The organism is Mongoliibacter sp., from assembly GCF_007692705.1.
Classification (GTDB): domain Bacteria; phylum Bacteroidota; class Bacteroidia; order Cytophagales; family Cyclobacteriaceae; genus Mongoliibacter.
Genome location: NZ_REBN01000157.1, coordinates 1 through 19,927 on the forward strand (window position 1 = coordinate 1; position 19,927 = coordinate 19,927).

Here is a 19,927-nt window from a genome sequence, read left to right on the forward strand (position 1 = left end):
GGCGACAAAAAATTCTTCCAACTGTTCCAGGCTTAATTTTCTAATGTCCTTCTTCACACTTTCCATTTTGCAAAGGTAGGGAAAACTAAGATATTCCCTGAATTGAATTTTTATTGTTCAATAAAGAAATCCTCATCAAGGTGCTTAAGCTCATATGTTGCTTTAACTTGAACACCAACTTTATATTCTAGCATCAATTCGACTAATTTATTACCATCAATTAAAATAATCTTGTGATGTGCATTTTGAGCCTTCTCTATGGCTCCTTTATCAAAAAGTGATGTTGTAACAAATACACCTTTATTGGTGTCGCCACTCATTGCACCTATAAAATTTCTAATATCTTTTTCTCTGACTTTATTTTCAGTAAATCTTTTAGCCTGAATGTAAATTTTGTCAAGTCCTAATTTATCCTCGTTTATAACTCCGTCAATCCCTCCATCTGCAGATTTGGAAGTTTCAAAAAAATCTCCGTAGCCCATCTTTTTTAGCAAAATCAAAATTACCTTCTCAAAATAATAGGGATCCATAGACTTGAGCTTTAGTAATAATTCATTTTTAACCTCAGCTTCAAACTGACCAAAACCTTTATCAATTAAGTCTTGAGGAGATGCATTTTCTATTTTTTTAAGTTCACTTTGTGGGTTTAGGTTATCGTCTTCAGCAGAATAAAAATCAAAAAAATCAGAAGAATTCTCCACCTTTTCTAAGGTTAAACTACTTTTATGTTTTAATCCCTTCTTCGTAATCTCTACGTATCCCCTTTCGGGGTACTGAATAAAGCCTCCTTTCTTTAAGTATGATTTACCCCAAGCGATTCTATTATGAATAAGTATTTCCCCTGTTTTTGTTTTTTCGTTAAGTAATTCTTTGGGTAATTCAGAATAATATTTTTCGATTACTAATCTTTGAAGCTCTCTAGTATGAATTTTTTCTCCATTACTTAGGATGTCCATAATGGGATTAAATGTCTCATGGAATTTCGGTAACTCTAAATTTTTCATGTTAACTATTTTGTTTTATGAGTATCCGCATCAATGCACATAGCCAGTTATCATTTTTAAATTATTTTTGATGCATAATTCTAACCCGAATTTAATTATAAAGCTACTTTTTCCTTAATGAAAAAGTAGCCAAAAAATCAAGAATTTCGAATCCTATCCGCGCACTTGGCCTACGCTGGCCCGGTCGAAATTCTTCCCGCCCGCAATCTCGAGTTAAAGGTTAGAGAAAAGTTGAAAGTTTGGATATTCGAATCGAGCATGCAAGATTCCGAATACACATTTATGTTTTCGAAAGTTTTTCAACGCTAATTATTTTATCTCGATATACTATCCTCATTGGCAAAGAATCCAATGCATGTTTCATTAAAATTCCCTTCTATTGATCTTATTACCTGATTTTATTAGGTTTATTGGTAGAGACAAAATAAGTTATGCAGTGAGTTTAATTTTTCAAAACCAAAATCCCAATAAATGAGCAACCATAGAAGTAGCTTTTCAAAGAAGTATGTTTTGCCTGTACTCTATTATGGGAAGCGAAATTTTTCGAAAATCAAACTTTGGATTGGCTTAAAAACCGGATTGGTAAGGACTGTAATGATACAGCCTTACAAGGGTTTTGGAAATAAAAATGAATTGTTTTTTGTTGGAAGGGTGCTCCGGGATAGGGGGATAGGGATTTCACAGATAGAAGACAGTCGCTGGAGAAATTTCACCAAGATGTATAAAAGGTTTATGACCTGGGAAATTCCCAGAGTCCGGGTGAAAGCTTCATTTCAAGGTAGGGAGGTAATTGCACTTACTGATGATGAAGGATATTTTGAAGTAAATATCAAGGCACAGGACAAATTTCAGTATGACGAGGCTTGGCAGGAAGTTGAATTGGAACTTCTGGATCAAGTGGTGAAAAATCAAGGGGTGGTCAAAACCAAAGCTGTAGTGATCCTTCCAGCTGGGAACGTAGAATACGGCGTGATATCGGATATTGATGATACCATAGTGCCCACGGGAGCTACAAGGCTATGGGAAATGTTGAAAACCACCTTCTTAGGGAACGCCCATACAAGGCTTCCTTTTTCTGGCGTGGCGGAATTTTATCAAGCTATGGCTAAAGGGACAGATGGTGTAGAAAGCAACCCTTTTTTCTATGTGTCCAGTTCTCCTTGGAATATTTATGATTTTCTAATGGAGTTTTTGGATGTACATGGCATTCCCAAAGGGCCCCTTATGCTTAGGGATATCGGTTTGTCCAGAGAGCAATTCATAGCAGGAAGCCATCAGGCACATAAGCTTTTGCAGGTAGAAAAGATTTTTGATGTTGAGACCCAATTGCGGTTTATTTTGATCGGAGATTCAGGGCAGAAAGATCCTGAAATTTATTTACAAGTAATCAGGGATTATCCCGGTCGTGTAAAGATGGTGTACATCAGGAATGTATCTGAAAGAAGGGAAAAAGAGGTTCTTGACATTGCAGCTGAAATGAAAAAACTGGGAGTGGAGCTGATTATGGTTAAGGATACACTGGAAGCTGCCAAACATGCCTTGGGTATGGGTTGGATAGTTGAGGAAGATATTAATGCTATCATCAGAGGTAAGGAAGAAGACCTTCGGAATTAGGGTACAAGATTGCCGGAATTGACAGATTTAACGCTGGCCTTTTCTTTCATCCCAAAAAGGGGCCTCATCCAGTTCCATCTTCTGATGCCAAATTCATAGATCAACCAGGAAATCCCGAATGTACCCATGACCATCACAAGAAATTTTGGCCAAAAGCCCCAAGGTAAGTGCATTAGATAAAACCCAATAGAAATCGTAATGGTCTGATGAAGAATATAAAATGGATAAACAGCCTCATTCGCATAAGAAAGTGTTTTACTTGCTTGATTGAGGTAGGCAGCAGCATAGCCAAAAAGGGTCAGAATCCAAGCCCATAGGTTGATGACTTTGAACCCTGCTTCTATGAAATGAATCAAGGTAGAATCAGCATATAAAATCCGTAAACCGATCATCAAGGAAAATCCTGCCAAGCCCAAATACAGGTATTTTCTTCTGTTTTCCAGGACGGTTTTCCAAAAGATTTCTTTGACTGAAATCAATAAAAATCCATAAAAGAACAACGTGATATAATTGACCAGGTTGAACCAGTCTCCCAAGAGTGCATGGGTAGAAGGAAAAAAAGGTTCCAAAAGGGATTCCCATAAATAAAGTGGGATAATCAGCCAAAATAATCCATATGTCTGGGATACCAATCCCCTCATTTTTCTGATTAGCCAAGCATGTTGATTTTTTCTGAGATGGAGAAATGCCGGAATCAAAATCAGGGAAAACAAAAGCAGGTAAGGCAAAAACCAAAGGTGATGCCAGGAGAAATTTCCTTCTGGATAAACTCCCATAAAGGCCTGAGAAGGCCAGAATTCAAAAAATCCACCTGTAAATTGCCCTTTATCCAAACGCTCAAAATAAACCTGTGGAGGTACAATGAAAAGCATACCTATTACCAAAGGAAGAAATAAGCGGTGGAATCTTTCTTTGGCAAACTGTCCTCCCGTCCTCCTGGAAAGCGCATAGTAAGTTCCCATCCCAGAGATCACAAAGAGAATGGGCAGTCTCCATTGATTCAAAAATAGCATTGGCCAACGAATTTCGGGGTAAATGATATCATTTTTGATATGGAACCCCCAAGGGACAAAAAACATCCCTACATGGTATAAAATCAGCAACCCAAAGACGATTACCCTAAGCCAGTCTAAGTCGTTTCTACGCATAATGTTTCTTTATTTTCACCAAAAGTACAGCATGCAAAGTTCAGAAAAAGGGCCTTGGGATCAATGTCAAGGGTTTGTGACGAAATGCAAAGTCAATTCTTTTTAAATTTTTTTTCGAATTCGTCTATCATTCCTCTTGAGACTGGAATTGGGTCTGAAAAACCCTTTATTTTCAATTGGTAACCTTGGGCATTTCCTTTTACATGTTCCACTTTTTGAAGATTCACTAAATATGAGCGCTGTGTTTTGAAACATTGAGGAAAGGATTCCAATTGATTTTCGAGTTCTTTCATTGTCATTCGTTTGATGACTTTATTGGCTTGTCCACCATTTTCAAAAAATATCTCAAGGTAATTTCCTTCTGATTTTGCTAAAAGGAAATTCTCCAAGTCCAAGTCAAAGTCATCGCTTTTTTGTTGGGTGACTATGGGCAGAAATGGGGGCTTTTGATGGGCTAGTTGAATAGGCGGGGTTTCGTTGAAAGTTTGTGCCGTTTTTAAATGAGCCTTCATCAACCGAAGGTAATTTAAGGGAACTAAAATAAGTGCGAACAGAAGCCCAACCAAAAATGTATTTCTGACCTCTTCCAGTAAGTATCCAAATGACCAATTGTTTGGGTTGGCATAGATCAGATCCCTTACAAGAAACTGGCAAATACCTATCATCAACAAAACAATTGAAATTAACGCAATTTCATTCCCAACAGTCCATTTATCTTCATTTATCCGAAGATTATTTAAACCAATTACCAGTAAAATGGAAATAAATGCATTCAAGGAATGGATTATAGAAATCCAAAAATAACTGACTTTGTGTTCCGGCTTATAGACCACGAAAGGCTCAAAAAAATAATTGAATCCCAGGCTCATAGTAAATATCACAGCAGCAAGAATCCAAAGATTTTTTCCTTTGAAATAGTAAGGGTAGGGTTGTCTAAGGAATTCTCGGACCTTTGGATGCATCTGACTTTTGTAGGTTTTGAAGACGGAAATTAATCAAAATATTTCTAGCCTGAATGATAGGTGAGTAAGCCATTTTTATCTGTTTTACCAATATCTAACCGTCAGTCCTATCACAGTCGTGTAGAAAAGTTACTTAGCCTTATCTACAACACATGAGATAATTTTTTAAATTAGATTTTGTACCAAAATTAAACTGGACTAAGCAAGTATGGAGATTACGCACAATGCCATCAATTTGAAAGGAATTATCCCTCCCACAGTCACTCCTCTGCTCTCTAGTGGAGAACTTGATAAAAAAGCTACGGAAAGGTTAACCAAACACCTGCTAGATGGAGGAGTGCATGGATTTTTTATTTTGGGAACTACAGGAGAAATATCCAGTCTCAAACCTTCCATAAAGAAAGAACTAATTAGCCTCACCTGCCGCATTGTGGATAGGGCAGTGCCCATCATTGTGGGAATTACCCATACAGCATTGGATTCCAGTCTCAAATTTGCAAAAGTGGCAAAGGACAACGGTGCTGATTATGTAGTGGCTGCACCTCCTTTTTTCTTCCCCTTGGATCAACAGGATATCACGGCCTATTACACAAGACTGGCAGATCTGAGCCCTTTACCTCTCTTTTTATATAACTTTCCGGCAATGACCAAATGCAGTATAGAACCGGATACCGTAGCAGAATTGAGCAAACATAATAATATTGTAGGAATCAAAGACAGCTCTGGTAATGGGGTTTATTTTCAAAAACTACTTTCTGTCAAAAGGTCAAACCCTGAGTTTTCTGTTTTTGTGGGTCCTGAGGAATTATTGGTACAATCGGTGTATTCAGGCGCAGATGGTGCTGTGGCCGGAGGGGCTAATATTTTCCCGAGTCTATATGTGAAACTTTACGAAGCCGCAATGGCAGGAGATCAAGAAACTATAAACAGGATTCAGCCAATCATTATGGAGATTTCCCAAAAAATTTATGGCAATAGCAGCAAAAGCTCCAGTTACCTCTGTGGTATAAAAGAAAGCCTTTATTTTTTAGGCATTTGTGAGTCAAACATCTGCCTTCCATTGGTAACGGTGGATGCAGAAACCAAAGAGAGGATCCGAAATAACCTGGAAAAGATTATTTTTAAAATAAAGTCCTTGGGTTAATAAATACCAATGAATCTTTCAAATCTAGACCTGATCGTATTCCTGCTTTATATTTTGGGGACAATCGGTTTTGGTTTGTCCTTTTATTTCCGGCAACATACTACGGCAGACTATACCACTGGTTCCGGAAAACTCCCTTCTTGGGTTTTAGGAATGTCTATTTTTGCTACTTATGTAAGCAGTATCAGTTTCCTAGCCCTGCCAGGTGCTGCTTATCTTTCTAATTGGAATGGTTTTGTCTTTAGCTTGTCTATTCCTTTGGCAGCTTGGATTGCGGTACGTTATTTCGTGCCGTTATATCGGAGAATCAATAGTCCATCTGCTTATGCTTTTTTGGAGCAAAGGTTTGGATTATGGGCTCGAATATATGCCTCCATTTGTTACCTATTGACCCAGTTGGCCCGTATGGGGGCAATTTTGTACTTGTTAGCATTGCCCATGGAAGCCTTTTTTGGGTGGAGTATTCCAATGGTTATTTCTGTTACTGGACTGGTAGTGATTTGCTATGCCATGCTGGGAGGTATCAAAGCAGTAGTCTGGACTGATGCCATACAGGGTATGGTTTTGATACTGGGAGCCTTGGGGTGTTTTTTCACAATCCTTTACCAAATACCGGAAGGGTGGACTCAGGTGCAGCGTATAGCTGTGGAACAGAATAAATTTTCTTTGGGAAGTTTGGATATAAACCTGCACGAGAGCACGTTTTGGGTGGTTTTGGTCTATGGCTTATTTATCAATCTTCAAAATTTCGGTGTGGATCAAAGTTATATTCAGCGCTATCTCGGAGCGAAAACAGAACTGGAAGCCAAAAAATCAATTTGGCTAGGGAGCCTACTTTATATTCCTATCTCCATGCTGTTTTTTCTGATAGGGACTTCGCTTTTTGTTTATTACCAAGTTTTCGATGGACTGCTTCCTTTAGAACTGGAATCAGTGGAAAGTTCGGATAAAGTCTTTCCCTTTTTTATTGTATCCGCCCTGCCTAGCGGGTTGACAGGGCTGATGATTGCCGCCATTTTCGCAGCCGGGATGAGTACACTTTCCACGAGTATAAACAGTTCTGCTACGGTAATTTTAGAAGATCATTTCAAAAAATACATTTTGAAAGAAACCAATGAAAAAACCTGTTTTCAGGTACTCTATATCTCTTCGTTTCTTATGGGAGTTTTGAGTATTGGGGTAGGGCTGGCATTCAATGGGGTAAACAGTGCTTTGGAAGCGTGGTGGGCTTTGGCTTCAGTTTTCAGTGGTGGGGTTTTAGGATTATTCCTGCTTGGAAACTACAGACCCTCGGTTTCTAAATTTCCTGCGCTTATTGGCGTATTCATAGGTGTTTTGGTGATTGCATTCATCAGTTTGGGGGAATATTTGGAAGTATTTGGATTGAAAAAACTGACAATTCATAAAAATTTAGCCATAGTACTGGGTACCATGGCTATTTTTCTTGTTGGATTTTTTGTAAGGATCATTGTAAAGGAGCCAAAGGACTCTCAGGGAAACTATCAATGACATTTCCATTTTCATCCACTGAAATGAAACTGAAATGGCTACCCTCCAGAGTCAGTAGAGTAAATGCTCTTACAGCTTGCGCTTTTTTGAGGTACCAAGTATCCTCTACTTCATGAATGTCCCTGGGTGCTACACCCCAGGATCCATCTCCTACATAAATGACGCCTGATTGGTCTATTTCCATTTCCTTGATAGGATAGGTTCTTTTATAAGCATGGTCGTGATTTTCAAAGGCTATTTTCACTCCGTTTTTTTCGAAAATAGGAGTCCATTCTTCCCTGACTAAAGTCTGTACCAAATCATCATAATTTCTTACTGAAGGATAACCTGGGACATGATAAATGGGAATCTTGTGCATCACATCTTTTCTGTCCTTGAAAGTCTTATTGAGCCATTTGGTTTGATCCCCTTTAATTGGGTTGCTATGTTCCGAATCCAGGATGATAAGGCTGAGGTATTTTCCAAAATCCAGGACATTGTATCCCGGCTGACCAGGAAATGCAAAGAGGCCATAGAAATAAGGTGCAAGCCTCCTACGAAAATCATCTGTTTGCTTGTAGCCTTCATTGTTTCTGTAATAACCCTGCACCACTTCATGATTCCCTACAGCCACGATACAAGGCAAAATTCTTTTGTCATCTGTCACCAAGGTCTTGGAATAGGCATCAAACCAGGCATAAATGCGCTCAATGTTATCTGCGAGTCCATTTTCGTATGCCATATCTCCTCCGATAATGATAAAATCGGGATCGTAGGAAGTGACAACATGATTTGTTTTTTCAAACCATTCTTTCTGATGCATGGAATCTCCACCTATTGCGATTTTGATACTGCCTGTGCTCAGGTCTTTGGGCATTGTCCTGAAATAATATACTGATTGTCCACCGTCAAAACTGATTTCATATTCTGTAGCAGGTATCAAACCTCTGACAGCCACTCTGTGAACTGTCCTTTCTGAAAATGGGTAGGGGAGCACAGCGCTTTCCAAGCTTCTCCATTCTTCATTTCCCTTTCTCCTGACCTTCAGTTGGAGAGGACTTTCTTCATCCGTGTGCCAATCTACATCTATAGAGGTGGTAGGGTCTTCAGTCCATGTCAAATAAAATGCATGCGGAGATTCTTGGCAAATGGCAGGAGAAAAGCTTAAAAATAAAAAACAAAGCCCAAGGAAAACTTTAGTCTGTATATTCATGGTTATGAGTGGGTTTTAATTTCTTTTAATTTTTCAATCATGGATAAATATACGCCATTTGTCCAGCCAAAGCCATCCTGTACTGGATATTCTCCTCCGCCGGCTTTCAAGCTAAGGTCTTCTACATTGTATTTTTCCATCATTTTGCCTGTTTCCGCAAATACTTTTTCATTGAGATTCGTCCACCTTTTGGCCAGCTCCACAGCGAGGTCTTCACGTCCATAATTCCGGAAGGCCTCAAAACCTATCCATTGTAAAGGTGCCCAACCATTTGGGGCATCCCATTGTTGACCGCTGTTGATGGTAGTCGTTACCAGCCCTCCAGCTTTGAAAAGGTTTTTTTCTACAAACGCAATCACTTTTTCAGCTTGTTCATCAGTTGCTATTTTGGCCCAAAGCGGATAAAGCATAGCCAAGGAGGGCCTGTCCATTTGTTCTTTGAATTTGATATGAAAATCTAGAAATATACCTCTTTCCTCATTCCAACAGTACCTGCTGATGGCTTCGATTCTATTTTGCCTGATTTTTTCAAATTTTCTGAAAAGCTTTTCATCGCCTTCCATTTCGAAGCCCAGAGCAATGATTCTTTCCGTTTCTGTCAAAAGCACATTGAGATCAATGGGGATCAGGGCAATGGTTTGTACACTCTTGAGGTCATCAGAATGGTAAAGCCAACGGCTACTGAAGTCCCAACCTGACTCACATGCCGCTCTTAAATTTCTAAAGAGCTTGTCCGGGTATCTCCGGGTTTTTTCGGAAAGCCCTACATCTTCGACAAATGATTCAGGCCTAGGAGTATCTTCATCATCCCAATAGCGGTTCAGGAAAGAATCTTCATCCTGCATTACCACCCTTTTGTAGCGTTTTCCAGGAAGGTGTATATCTACTTCACCCTCGGTCCAAAAGGCATATTCCATGACGATTTCTGGGAGGTATTCCTTGATGATATTCCTATTGTTTTTTACCTCAGCGAGCAATTCAACCATTTTAGCAAAAAAAGGAGGTTGAGACCTCGAGAGGAAGTAGGTCCTGTTTCCATTAGGGATATGGCCTATAGTATTGATCAGGTAGGCAAAGTTGTCTATCATGGACTCGATCAGCGCAATTTTACCACTGGTTTTCAAGCCCAACATAGTGAAATAAGAATCCCAATAGTAAATTTCGCGAAACCGACCTCCAGGCACTATGTAAGGATGGGGCAACTCCAACAAACTAGAGTGTGGGTCCTCTATGTCCGGTGCTCTGCTTAAACTATCCCAATGCTTGTGCAACCTTTCTTCCAGACTGAGAGCCTCGGGAAGTTCCACTCCATCATTATCCACCGGTATGTGGAAATTCTCTTCAACAAAAGCCTTGAGATCAAAATCCTCGTGTTCAATTAATTTGTAAAAGTCATGCATAATAAGGTCAGGATCCCGCTTGGGAATAGAATCCACGAAAGTTTTGGAATCAGAGAAAATATCGTTCAGCTGAACAGCATCGAAGAGTTCCATGAAGATCTCTTCCGGTGAATTGTATTTATGATGGAACATTTTTCTTGACTTTTCTATTGAGCAAAATTAGGACGAGGCACAGGGCTGTAATAGGGATCAATGAGAAATAAAAGGCATTCGTGCCTCCATATGCTTCAAAGATATGCCCTGTAATGATGGATCCTGTAGTACCTCCAAGTGCTGAAAATACTACAATCAAACCGGACATGGAGCTTTGCATATACCGGGGCAGTGCACTTAGCACCACGGAATTGATAGTAGGATAAATAGGGGCGAGAAATAGCCCCAAAATCGGAAACAGATAAACTACAAAAGGAGCATTGAACCACGTAATGGTTTCAGTAACTTCTGGAAGCTCAGTAGTCAGCGGCAAGGTCAATGCAACACATACTCCAACCAAGACAGTACAGCTTAGTGTAAAAGTCAACCAATGCATTCTTTTGAGAATAATTCCAGCCATAAGCCGACCAATCGCCAAGGCCCCTGCCAGCACTGCTCCGGCTTGGATCCCCATACTGGCGGGAACTTTCAGCACATCCAGGTAAAAGGTAGGCGTCCAGGTCATAAAGCTCTGTTCTATCAATACAAACAGAAAAGCAGAAGCGGCAAATACCAAGACCAGAGGTCTGATGACCAGTTTAAGCATATCCAGAAATTCATCCCAAGCTCTGGTGTTTTCTCTTTTGGATTCTGATTCGTTGATTCTTGCCCAAAATAACAGCAATGCTGCCGCTAGGGTCATGCCTCCTAAATACCAATAAATAGTCAGCCATGACTGAGAAGTCGGATCAGCATCATTGACAAATAGACTAAAAAAAACATTGCCTACCAGCACACCTACCATAAAAAACCCCTCTATAGTACTCATCAGACTGGAATGTTCTTTGGTATTGTCTGTGACCAGTCCTATCATGGCAAAAACTGAAACTTTAATCACTGCAAAGGAAACACCCACCGCAGCAAACAAAAGTTTGAAATACCAAAACTCATTGGCCATGATAGGCATTGCAAAACAAATCGCAGCTACCAAAAATAAAGCTCCGAGCATTCCTTTTTTCAAACCTACTTTAGGTAGAAAGGAAGCTACAATAAAGGAGAATATGGCTATGGGTAAGTCTTTGAACCCTTCCAGGACAGAGGCATCGGCCTTGCTTACATCAAATGTACGCTGTACCTGTAGGATGACAGCGCCAACGGAATTCAGCAAAACAGCGAAGACCATGTAATTGACGATAAGGGATAGTTTGATGAGAACCTTTGGACTCATTTGGAATTTATCTAAAGAGGTATAGAACTATAATCCAATTTGGACAAATAATCTTCAAAACGCTATCCTTTTGGTAAAATTCAATCTTCCAATGCTGCCCTCAGAGAAATCGGATAATCGGTTACCAAAACACTGGGCTTCCTTAGGTCGATAAACTCTTGGTATACTTTTACCCCATCTCTCAGAGCATCTTGATCAGGAGTACCCATGGCATCTGTTACTATCGGAAGTCCCATTTCTGTTGTTTTTTGATACAGTGTTGGAGAAGCATTTTGATTGATGTATGCGATCAAATAATAGGGCTCATCAGTTTTGCATAGGTAAAAATCAAGATCTTCCTCCTTGGTAACCAATACAGAAATAAGAAACTGTTGGGGCAATTCTAAGGCTTCCATAGCCCTTTCTTCATTGAATGTCAGTATCATAATTTGTTCCAACATTCCAAAGCTTTCAACCAAAGAAATGACCTTCTTGAGAGATGCTTCTTTGACATCCAGCATCAGGAAAATTTCATTTTCCTTGGCAAACTCCAAGACATGCTCAAATCTTGGGAGTGTTTCTTCCAAACCTTTAAGTTTGATTTTATCCAATTCCATACTATTCTTCTCAGTGAGAAAGCCCGATCCTTCGGTAGTCCTCTCTAAGGTCTTGTCATGCAAGAGGTAGAGAATACCATCTTTGCTTTCTGCCAAGTCAATTTCATGCATGTCTATTCCTGCTGCTTTTGACCTTTGCATAGAATAAAGGCTATTTTCAGGGATGTCAGGAGACATGGCCGCTCTATGACTGCAGATGATGATCTCCTCCACATCAATTTTCTTCCTGAGACTTTGGGTAAAAGCATCTGGTGTAAAGCTTAAAAGGAGAATAGAAACTAAAAATATTGTTTTTGCCATCAGTCTTTTTTCAATAAATACCAGTTTTTTGGGTCTACTTCAATTAAGGATTCACTTCTTACCAAAACAGGCTTGGAAGAAAGGACATGTCGTTCATATCCATTGGAAGTTTTGATCTCTACAGGCATCTTAAAATCAATGTTTGGAAGACTTACCTGATAGCCTTTTTTTCCTTTTTTCTTTACTTTGACTTTAGGGACATGAATTGTTTTGAGGTACATGTCAAAAAATCCTTGTAGGTCTACGCTGGAATATTTTTGTACGAAATCAGTAAAATCTGAAGTTTCAACAAGGTTTTCATACGTAAATCTTTCATCAGAGGTAAAAGCCTTGAGCATGGGAAAGAATATCTCGTCTCCCAAATAGTAGCGAAGGGAATGGATGATAAAAGCTCCTTTGGTATAAATTTCAGGATGATATGCGAAGTCAGAAGTTGAATTTCTTGGACTGACTACTGGCCTGGCATGTGCAATGGACTTTCTGACAGAGCCTACTTTTTCATGATAGGCAGCTTCGCCTCCATGCTCTAAGTAAAAAAGCCAATCTCCGTAAGCTGTCAATCCCTCGTGTATCCAAAAGTCTGCCCAATCTCGTACTGAAATTTTATTGCCAAACCATTCATGACCAAGTTCATGATGGAGCAACCAATCTGCAGTAACATCACCAATTTTTTCAAATTGGTAGTTGTTTCCATACGCATTGATGGTCTGATGTTCCATGCCTAGATAAGGAGTTTCCACAACAGCAATCTTGTCATTGGGAAAAGGATAAGGACCAAAATATTTTTCATGCGTTTTGGCGGACGTTTCCAACACATCAAGTAGGGCTTTTGCCTTGTCTTTGTTTTCCTGCAATACAAATACAAACATGGGGATTTCTGTTCCATCCCTGCTCTCAAATGTTATGGATTCCTCATGAAAAACCCCAAGGGTGAAATTGATATTGTAATTGTTGATGGGGTATTGCGTGGTCCAATGGTAAGTGATTTTACCATTATTGGATTTGCGTTCGACAAGTCTGCCGTTGGAGGCTACAAAATAAGGTTTAGGGGCTGTGAAAATTAGGTCTACCCCATTCAGCGGTTCACTGGATGGATGGTCAAGGCAAGGCATAAATATTTTTGCCCCTTCATTTTGAGAAGATAATCCCATCCAATGATTATCCAGCTGGTCCATTTCCCATGTAAACCCTCCAGTCCAAGGGGGGTTGATGGCTATCGGAGTTCTACCTCCATAGTAAACCTCTACCTCTTCACAGGTGCAGTCAATGGGGAATATATCCAAAGTGTCACCAAAATGCCGGAAAGTGATTTCCTTACCGTCCATGATTACTTTTTCAACTTGATACTCTTCTATCAGGTTGAGCCGAAGGGTATCAAGCTTTTCTTTGGCGTCAAAAGTGATCCTGTTTTTGCCATGGATTTCCTGCTTTTCCGGGAAAATTTCAAGCTCCAGCTGGTAATGCAGGACTTGGTATTTTTGCTGCAGAGGGTCAATAGGTCCTCCCCAAGCCCAGTCTTTCTGGATTTGAGAAAAAGCACTGATGGAAATCAGAAGGAATACGAGTAATAAAGAGCTAGATTTCATTGATTCAATATTACGGAATTATTTGGTAGAAGGGAATTCTTTCTAGATGATGCGGCTCACCAAAGCTTTCGATTACTCTTGTATGACTTTCAAGGCATTTTTGGCTATAACCTCATCCTCCCCAGGCTCATAAAGTACTTTATCTGCTACCTAAGGAGCCAAAATTTCTGAAGCGGATAATCATAAAAAATATAATCTAATACTTCCGACAGTATAAACTTAGACACGCATCAGGAATAAAAAATGTAAGTTTGTAATAACACCCCGAACTATTAAAACCCTGTTTTATCCTATGAATAATGGTAATCTGAACTCAGAGATATTGCACAAGCTTGAGGTTTTTTTTGATATCTCTCCGGATCTTTTTTGTATTGCAGGGTATGACGGGTACTTCAAGCGCATCAATTCAGCTGTCAGCAAACTATTGGGTTATGATGAAAGCGAACTTTTCAATTCTCCAATCAATGATTTTGTCCATCCCGAGGATAAAGAATTGACAGCCAAAGCCCGAAAAGAGCTTACCAAGAAAAACCCTTTACTCAATTTTGAAAACAGGTATTTGACAAAAACGGGGGAGGTTGTATGGTTGTCATGGACATCAATGTATCTGGAAAAAGAGGAACTGATTTTCGCCATTGCAAAAGATATTACCTACAAGAAAAAACTGGAAAAAGAGCGTAATCTTCTACTTTCAAATCTCTTTTCAATCAACAAAGAATTGGAACATCTGACTTACAGGACTACACATGACTTGAGGTCTCCTGTCAACAATTTCCTCTCGATTTTTAATCTGATTGATCTTAACAAAATTGAAGATAAGGAGAATCTTGAACTGCTTGAGCTTTTGAGGTCCTCAAGCGAAAATTTCAAGAAAACTTTAGATAACTACGTTGATTTGCTTAGCAAAAGAAGTTTGAATGAAAATAAGATAGAATTCATCCGGTTTGAGAAAACACTTGATAAAATAAAAAAATCAATTCATACCCTGATTAAAATGTCAAATGCAAGGATCGATTTTGAATTCAATGAAGCCGAGGGGGTAGTTTTCAATAATGATTATTTGGAAAGTATCTTTCTCAATCTAATTACCAATTCGATTCGGTATGCACAACCTGGTATTTCCCCTCATATTAAAATCAAAACTTTAAGAATTAATGATGATAACATCCAACTAACCGTGGAGGATAATGGGTTGGGATTTGATATGGAAAAAGTAAAGGATAAGATTTTTGGACTTAATCAAAAATTTCATTCCCATGAGGACAGCAAGGGTATAGGCTTATATCTTATCAAAAATCAAATCACCAAACTGAATGGCAGTATAGATGTTGAAAGTGAAGTGAATGTAGGAACCAAGTTTACGATTACCTTCAGGTCTTAATTCTCCACCTGTGTAAGTATTTGATTTTTAGGATAAAAAAAGCCTTCCAGTTTCCCGGAAGGCCAAATCTAAAATCTAAAATCTAAAATCTGACTTTACGCTTCCGCCTCAGCATACTCCTCTACCGGAATACAGCTACACATTAGGTTTCTATCCCCATAAGCGGAATCTATTCTCCTTACCGAAGGCCAGAATTTATTTCCTTTGACAAAAGGAAGAGGATATACTGCCTTTTCGCGGCTATAAGCAAACGCCCAGTCGTCAGCCAAAGCAAGTTGAGCTGTATGCGGTGCGTTTTTCAGAACATTATTTTCTTTATCTGCTCCACCATCATAAATTTCCTGGATTTCGGCTCTGATGGAAATCATCGCATCACAGAACCTATCCAATTCTGCTTTTGTCTCGGACTCAGTAGGTTCTACCATCAAAGTGCCAGCTACAGGGAAAGAAACTGTTGGCGCATGAAATCCATAATCCATCAACCGCTTCGCTATATCCTCAACTTCAATTCCGACTTCTTTGAAGGCTCTACAATCCAAAATCATTTCGTGAGCAGCTCTTCCACCTTTGCCAGTATATAATATCGGGTAATGATCTTCCAATCTGGCTTTGATGTAATTTGCATTTAAGATAGCAATCTTCGTAGCATTTGTCAAACCATCTCCACCCATCATTGCAATGTATGCATATGAAATAGGAAGAATACTTGCACTGCCATATGGCGCTGCTGAGATGGAAGTGATAGCAGAGGTTCCGCCAGTTTGAATCAATGGGTTACCCGGTAAAAAAGGCACCAAATGTTCCGCAACGCAGATTGGTCCCATGCCTGGACCACCACCTCCATGAGGAATACAAAATGTTTTATGCAAATTCAAGTGGCAAACATCTGCTCCGATTCTTCCAGGGCTGGTCAATCCTACCTGGGCGTTCATATTCGCTCCGTCCATATACACTTGACCACCATTATCGTGAATGATCTGGCATATTTCCTGAATTGCTTCTTCAAAAACCCCATGGGTGGATGGATAAGTAACCATCAAAGAAGCCAAATCATTTTTATGTGCCTCAGCTTTTGCCCTGAGGTCTTCTACGTCGATATTGCCACTCTCATCACATTTGACTAAGACCACTTTCATTCCAGCCATTACAGCCGATGCAGGGTTGGTACCATGTGCGGAAGTTGGGATCAACGCTATATTTCTGTGGTGATCACCCCTACTTTGGTGGTAAGCACGAATAACCATCAGGCCGGCATATTCTCCTTGAGCACCGGAATTTGGCTGTAAGGAAGTATCTGCAAACCCGGTGATCTCACTCAACCAGTTTCTAAGATTTTGGAATAATTCATAATATCCTGCGGCCTGATCTTGTGGAGCAAAAGGGTGCAATTGACCAAATTCAGGCCAGGTTACCGGAATCATTTCAGTTGTGGCATTCAATTTCATAGTACAGGAACCAAGAGAGATCATGGAGTGTACCAATGAGAGGTCTTTGTTTTCAAGACGCTTGATATACCTAAGCATTTCATGCTCTGAATGATATTGATTGAATACTGGATGGGTCAAAAATGCTGAGGTCCTGTTTAGTCCTTCAGGATAATTCAGTTCTAGTTGAGAAATCATAGATTCCCAATCAAATTCAACCCTATGGTTTACTGATTTCGAAAAGACTTCCACTACTGCCTTGACATCACTGATGGTTTTGGCCTGATCAAATGCCAATACCACTGCGCCTTCTTCATACCTGAAGTTCATTTCAGCCGATAAGGCAAAAGCCTTGATCTTGGATTGTTGAACAGGGTCAGTCTTGATTTTTATTGTATCAAAAAAGACTTTGTTTTCTTGCTCATAACCTATCAATTTCAGGGCTTGAGCTGTTAGTTGAGCCAAACCATGAGTTCTTGCTGCAATTTCTTTCAGGCTTTTTGGTCCGTGATAAACGGCATACATTCCGGCCATCACTGCCAATAATACCTGAGCTGTACAAATATTTGAAGTTGCTTTTTCTCTCCTGATATGCTGCTCACGGGTTTGAAGTGCCATTCGGTAGGCTTTGTTACCTTCCTTGTCCAATGAGACTCCGATAATTCTTCCTGGAATTAGCCTTTTATAAGCCTCTTTGGTAGCAAAGAAGGCAGCATGAGGGCCTCCATAACCCATAGGAACTCCAAATCTTTGTGATGTGCCCACTACCACATCTGCACCCATTTCCCCTGGCGAAGTCAATAGGGTCAGCGCTAGAAGGTCAGATGCGAAGGCTGTTAATACATTGTTCTCTTTTGCAGAGGCGACCAATTGCCTATGGTCAATTACTTCTCCCTCCAGGTTAGGGTATTGAAGCAAAATACCAAACAATTCGGGATCGGTAAGGTCCAATTCAGAGAGTGGGGCTATGACCAACTCTATTCCAATAGGAGCTGCCCGGGTGACGAGTAGGTCTATGGTTTGGGGGAATGTTTTTTCATCCACAAAAAATTTAGTCGCATTCTTTTTTTCTCGTGGTTTGGAAGCAAAAAGCATGGACATGGCTTCCGCAGCTGCAGTAGCCTCATCCAAGAGAGATGCATTGGCCATTTCCATTCCTGTCAACTCCATGACGGTAGTCTGAAAATTAATCAAAGCCTCTAGTCTTCCTTGTGCAATCTCAGCTTGATAGGGTGTGTAGGCTGTGTACCATCCTGGGTTTTCAAGAATATTTCTCAAAATCACTCCTGGCACAATAGTGTCATAATAACCCAATCCGATAAAGGATTTGAAAATTTTATTTTTTGAAGCCAGCTTCTTGAACTCTTTCAGAAAGGAGGCCTCAGTCTTCGAATGGGGAAGATTTAAAGGCTTTTGGAGCTGAATAGCTTTTGGGATAGTTTGGTCAATAAGTTCTTCCAAAGAGGTTGCGTCGATTCTGTCCAGCATTTCCTGGATTTCTTTTTGTGACGGGCCATTATGCCTTTGTTCAAACTTTGTAGATGGGGTCAGATTAATCTTCATTTCTTAACGTGGATAAAAGACTGATTTGGGTTATATTCTCACCTTTTTATTTGGTTGTGCAAATGTATGAATTATTGGATGATATCATTTTTATAACCCAAAGAAATATACCATCGTAACATTCAAATTTACAAACGGTTCAAATTGAATTGGAATAATTTTTTAAGTTTGCGAACAGTTTTTAAAACCTAAATAATAATTTATGAGAAAGATAACTTGGTTAGCAGGTTTATTTGCCTTAGTACTTACCTGGCAAGTCAATGCTCAAGATGCAACTGCTATCAAATATGCTTCAACAATTACGGCTGAAGATTTAGAAGAATACCTGACTTTTCTGGCGTCTGACGAAATGGAGGGTAGGGATACAGGTGAAAAAGGCCAAAAATTGGCTGCGGAATATTTGGCAAATTTTTATGAAGGACTGGGCCTTGTAGGCCCTGTCGATGGAAGCTATCTCCAGAAGTTCAATCTTTCTTCCGTTTCCTATCCCCAAGTAAGTCTCAATGTTGGAAAGCAGAAACTGATAAACAACGAAGACTTTATATTCATCGGAGATGCAGATATGTCCAAATCAAAAAAGACAGAATTGGTGTTTCTTGGTTTGGCCAATGAAGAAAATATTGCAAAAGTAGACTTGAAGGATAAATTGGTCGGACTTTGGGCCATAGGCTCCCGAGCACAAACCGTAGTACCCGAAGTAATGGAGGCCGGTGCAGCTGGTATTATTATAGTGACTATGGAAGGACAGGCAAATTTTGACCGCATGGCAAATTGGTACAAGTCTTTGAGTGGTAGAGGCAGGCTAGGTTTTGAGCAAGACACAAAGCAGGAGCCGATATTTTTGGTAAGTTCTGACATGATGTCAAAACTGTTTGATACTCCGGTGGAAATTCTAAAGGAAGCAGCTAAAAATAATCCAGAATCCATCAAGTCTCAGAAGGTCAATTATCAGGTGAAGAAAAACAATAAACTGGTTCCTACTGAGAACGTACTTGCATTCCTTGAAGGAACTGATAAAAAGGAAGAAGTTCTTGTTATTTCTTCTCACTATGACCACACAGGGATAGACAGCCAAGGCAGAGTCAACAACGGTGCTGATGATGATGGTTCAGGTACTGTGGCAGTGATGGAGATCGCTCAGGCTTTTGCAAAAGCTGCTCAAGATGGCCATAGGCCTAAAAGAAGCGTACTTTTCCTTAATGTTACAGGGGAGGAAAAAGGCTTGTTGGGTTCTGAGTATTATTCCGACAACCCGATTTTTCCATTGGAAAATACAGTCAATAACCTCAACATTGACATGGTTGGTAGGATTGATTATGAATACCAAGACGCTGAGGACCAAGATTATATTTATGTGATCGGCTCGGAAATGCTTTCTTCCCACTTAAAAATAATCAATGAGTATAATAACATAACCTACACAAATCTGAAATTGGATTACAGGTATGATGCAGAAGATGATCCAAACAGGTTCTATTACAGATCAGACCATTACAATTTTGCCAAGCATAATATTCCGGTAATCTTTTTCTTTAATGGGGTTCATGATGATTACCATCAGCACACAGATACTGTAGATAAGATTGAGTTTCCTCTGATGACCAAAAGAACCAAGTTGATTTTCCATACCGCTTGGGACTTGGCAAATAGGGAAAACAGAACTCCTGTAGATGGAAGTAATACCAGAGGGGAAAGGTAAGAGAAGCGCGAGATTAGAGGCGAGAAGCGGGAGGCAAGAACCAAG

General features: G+C 39.8%; 14 protein-coding genes. 5 read left to right on the top strand and 9 right to left on the bottom strand.

The genetic code is table 11. The features are described from left to right. Positions 1 to 110 precede the first annotated feature (110 nt). A complete protein-coding gene (locus tag EA341_RS09720; protein WP_293013500.1) occupies positions 111 to 1,004 on the bottom strand; it encodes a restriction endonuclease in 894 nt (297 codons plus the stop codon). Between the two features lie 471 nt (positions 1,005 to 1,475). Between EA341_RS09720 and EA341_RS09725 the strand changes: the two genes are divergently transcribed. Further along, positions 1,476 to 2,618 carry an App1 family protein gene (locus EA341_RS09725; RefSeq protein ID WP_293013503.1) on the top strand — a complete coding sequence of 381 codons (1,143 nt, stop codon included), beginning with the start codon at positions 1,476 to 1,478 and terminating at the stop codon, positions 2,616 to 2,618. Here EA341_RS09725 and EA341_RS09730 read toward each other — a convergent pair. Together EA341_RS09730 and EA341_RS09735 are read right to left on the bottom strand one after the other, a co-directional pair. Then, positions 2,615 to 3,766 (bottom strand): acyltransferase family protein, encoded by a 1,152-nt coding sequence (locus EA341_RS09730; RefSeq protein ID WP_293013505.1) that lies wholly within the window; start codon positions 3,764 to 3,766, stop codon positions 2,615 to 2,617. The genes EA341_RS09725 and EA341_RS09730 overlap by 4 nt on opposite strands. Positions 3,767 to 3,858: 92 nt before the next feature. Beyond that, positions 3,859 to 4,728, bottom strand: coding sequence for a LytTR family DNA-binding domain-containing protein (locus tag EA341_RS09735; RefSeq protein ID WP_293013507.1), 870 nt, complete (start codon positions 4,726 to 4,728; stop codon positions 3,859 to 3,861). Positions 4,729 to 4,936: 208 nt separating this feature from the next. On the opposite strand from EA341_RS09735, the gene EA341_RS09740 reads away from it, so the two are divergent. Continuing rightward, entirely contained in the window at positions 4,937 to 5,872 is a 936-nt protein-coding gene (locus tag EA341_RS09740; protein ID WP_293013510.1) for a dihydrodipicolinate synthase family protein, read from the top strand. A gap of 9 nt (positions 5,873 to 5,881) precedes the next feature. Continuing rightward, on the top strand, positions 5,882 to 7,381 hold the full coding sequence (locus tag EA341_RS09745) for a sodium:solute symporter (protein WP_293013512.1): 1,500 nt from the start codon (positions 5,882 to 5,884) through the stop codon (positions 7,379 to 7,381). Here the strand turns inward: EA341_RS09745 and EA341_RS09750 are convergent. From EA341_RS09750 to EA341_RS09770, 5 genes are all read right to left on the bottom strand, one after another. Continuing rightward, positions 7,338 to 8,573, bottom strand: coding sequence for a metallophosphoesterase family protein (locus tag EA341_RS09750; protein WP_293013515.1), 1,236 nt, complete (start codon positions 8,571 to 8,573; stop codon positions 7,338 to 7,340). The genes EA341_RS09745 and EA341_RS09750 overlap by 44 nt on opposite strands. A gap of 2 nt (positions 8,574 to 8,575) precedes the next feature. Next, positions 8,576 to 10,105: an alpha,alpha-trehalase TreF gene (treF, locus tag EA341_RS09755; protein WP_293013517.1), complete on the bottom strand. Its 1,530-nt coding sequence runs from the start codon at positions 10,103 to 10,105 to the stop codon at positions 8,576 to 8,578. Next, complete coding sequence (locus tag EA341_RS09760) at positions 10,092 to 11,333, bottom strand: sugar MFS transporter (RefSeq protein WP_293013519.1); 1,242 nt, start codon at positions 11,331 to 11,333, stop codon at positions 10,092 to 10,094. Before EA341_RS09760 ends, treF begins: the two co-directional genes overlap by 14 nt. Before the next feature lie 80 nt (positions 11,334 to 11,413). Further along, on the bottom strand, positions 11,414 to 12,229 hold the full coding sequence (locus tag EA341_RS09765; protein WP_293013521.1) for a glycerophosphodiester phosphodiesterase family protein: 816 nt from the start codon (positions 12,227 to 12,229) through the stop codon (positions 11,414 to 11,416). Continuing rightward, on the bottom strand, positions 12,229 to 13,815 hold the full coding sequence (locus EA341_RS09770; RefSeq protein ID WP_293013523.1) for a M1 family metallopeptidase: 1,587 nt from the start codon (positions 13,813 to 13,815) through the stop codon (positions 12,229 to 12,231). Before EA341_RS09770 ends, EA341_RS09765 begins: the two co-directional genes overlap by 1 nt. Before the next feature lie 292 nt (positions 13,816 to 14,107). Between EA341_RS09770 and EA341_RS09775 the strand changes: the two genes are divergently transcribed. Then, a complete protein-coding gene (locus EA341_RS09775) occupies positions 14,108 to 15,196 on the top strand; it encodes a PAS domain-containing sensor histidine kinase (protein ID WP_293013526.1) in 1,089 nt (362 codons plus the stop codon). 95 nt (positions 15,197 to 15,291) lie between these two features. On the opposite strand, the gene gcvP is transcribed toward EA341_RS09775, so the two are convergent. Beyond that, positions 15,292 to 18,183, bottom strand: a complete 2,892-nt coding sequence (gene gcvP / locus EA341_RS09780; protein ID WP_293013529.1) for an aminomethyl-transferring glycine dehydrogenase — start codon at positions 18,181 to 18,183, stop codon at positions 15,292 to 15,294. 202 nt (positions 18,184 to 18,385) lie between these two features. Here gcvP and EA341_RS09785 point away from each other — a divergent pair, with 202 nt between their 5' ends. Continuing rightward, positions 18,386 to 19,882: a M28 family peptidase gene (locus tag EA341_RS09785; RefSeq protein ID WP_293013532.1), complete on the top strand. Its 1,497-nt coding sequence runs from the start codon at positions 18,386 to 18,388 to the stop codon at positions 19,880 to 19,882. The last annotated feature ends 45 nt before the right edge of the window (positions 19,883 to 19,927 follow it).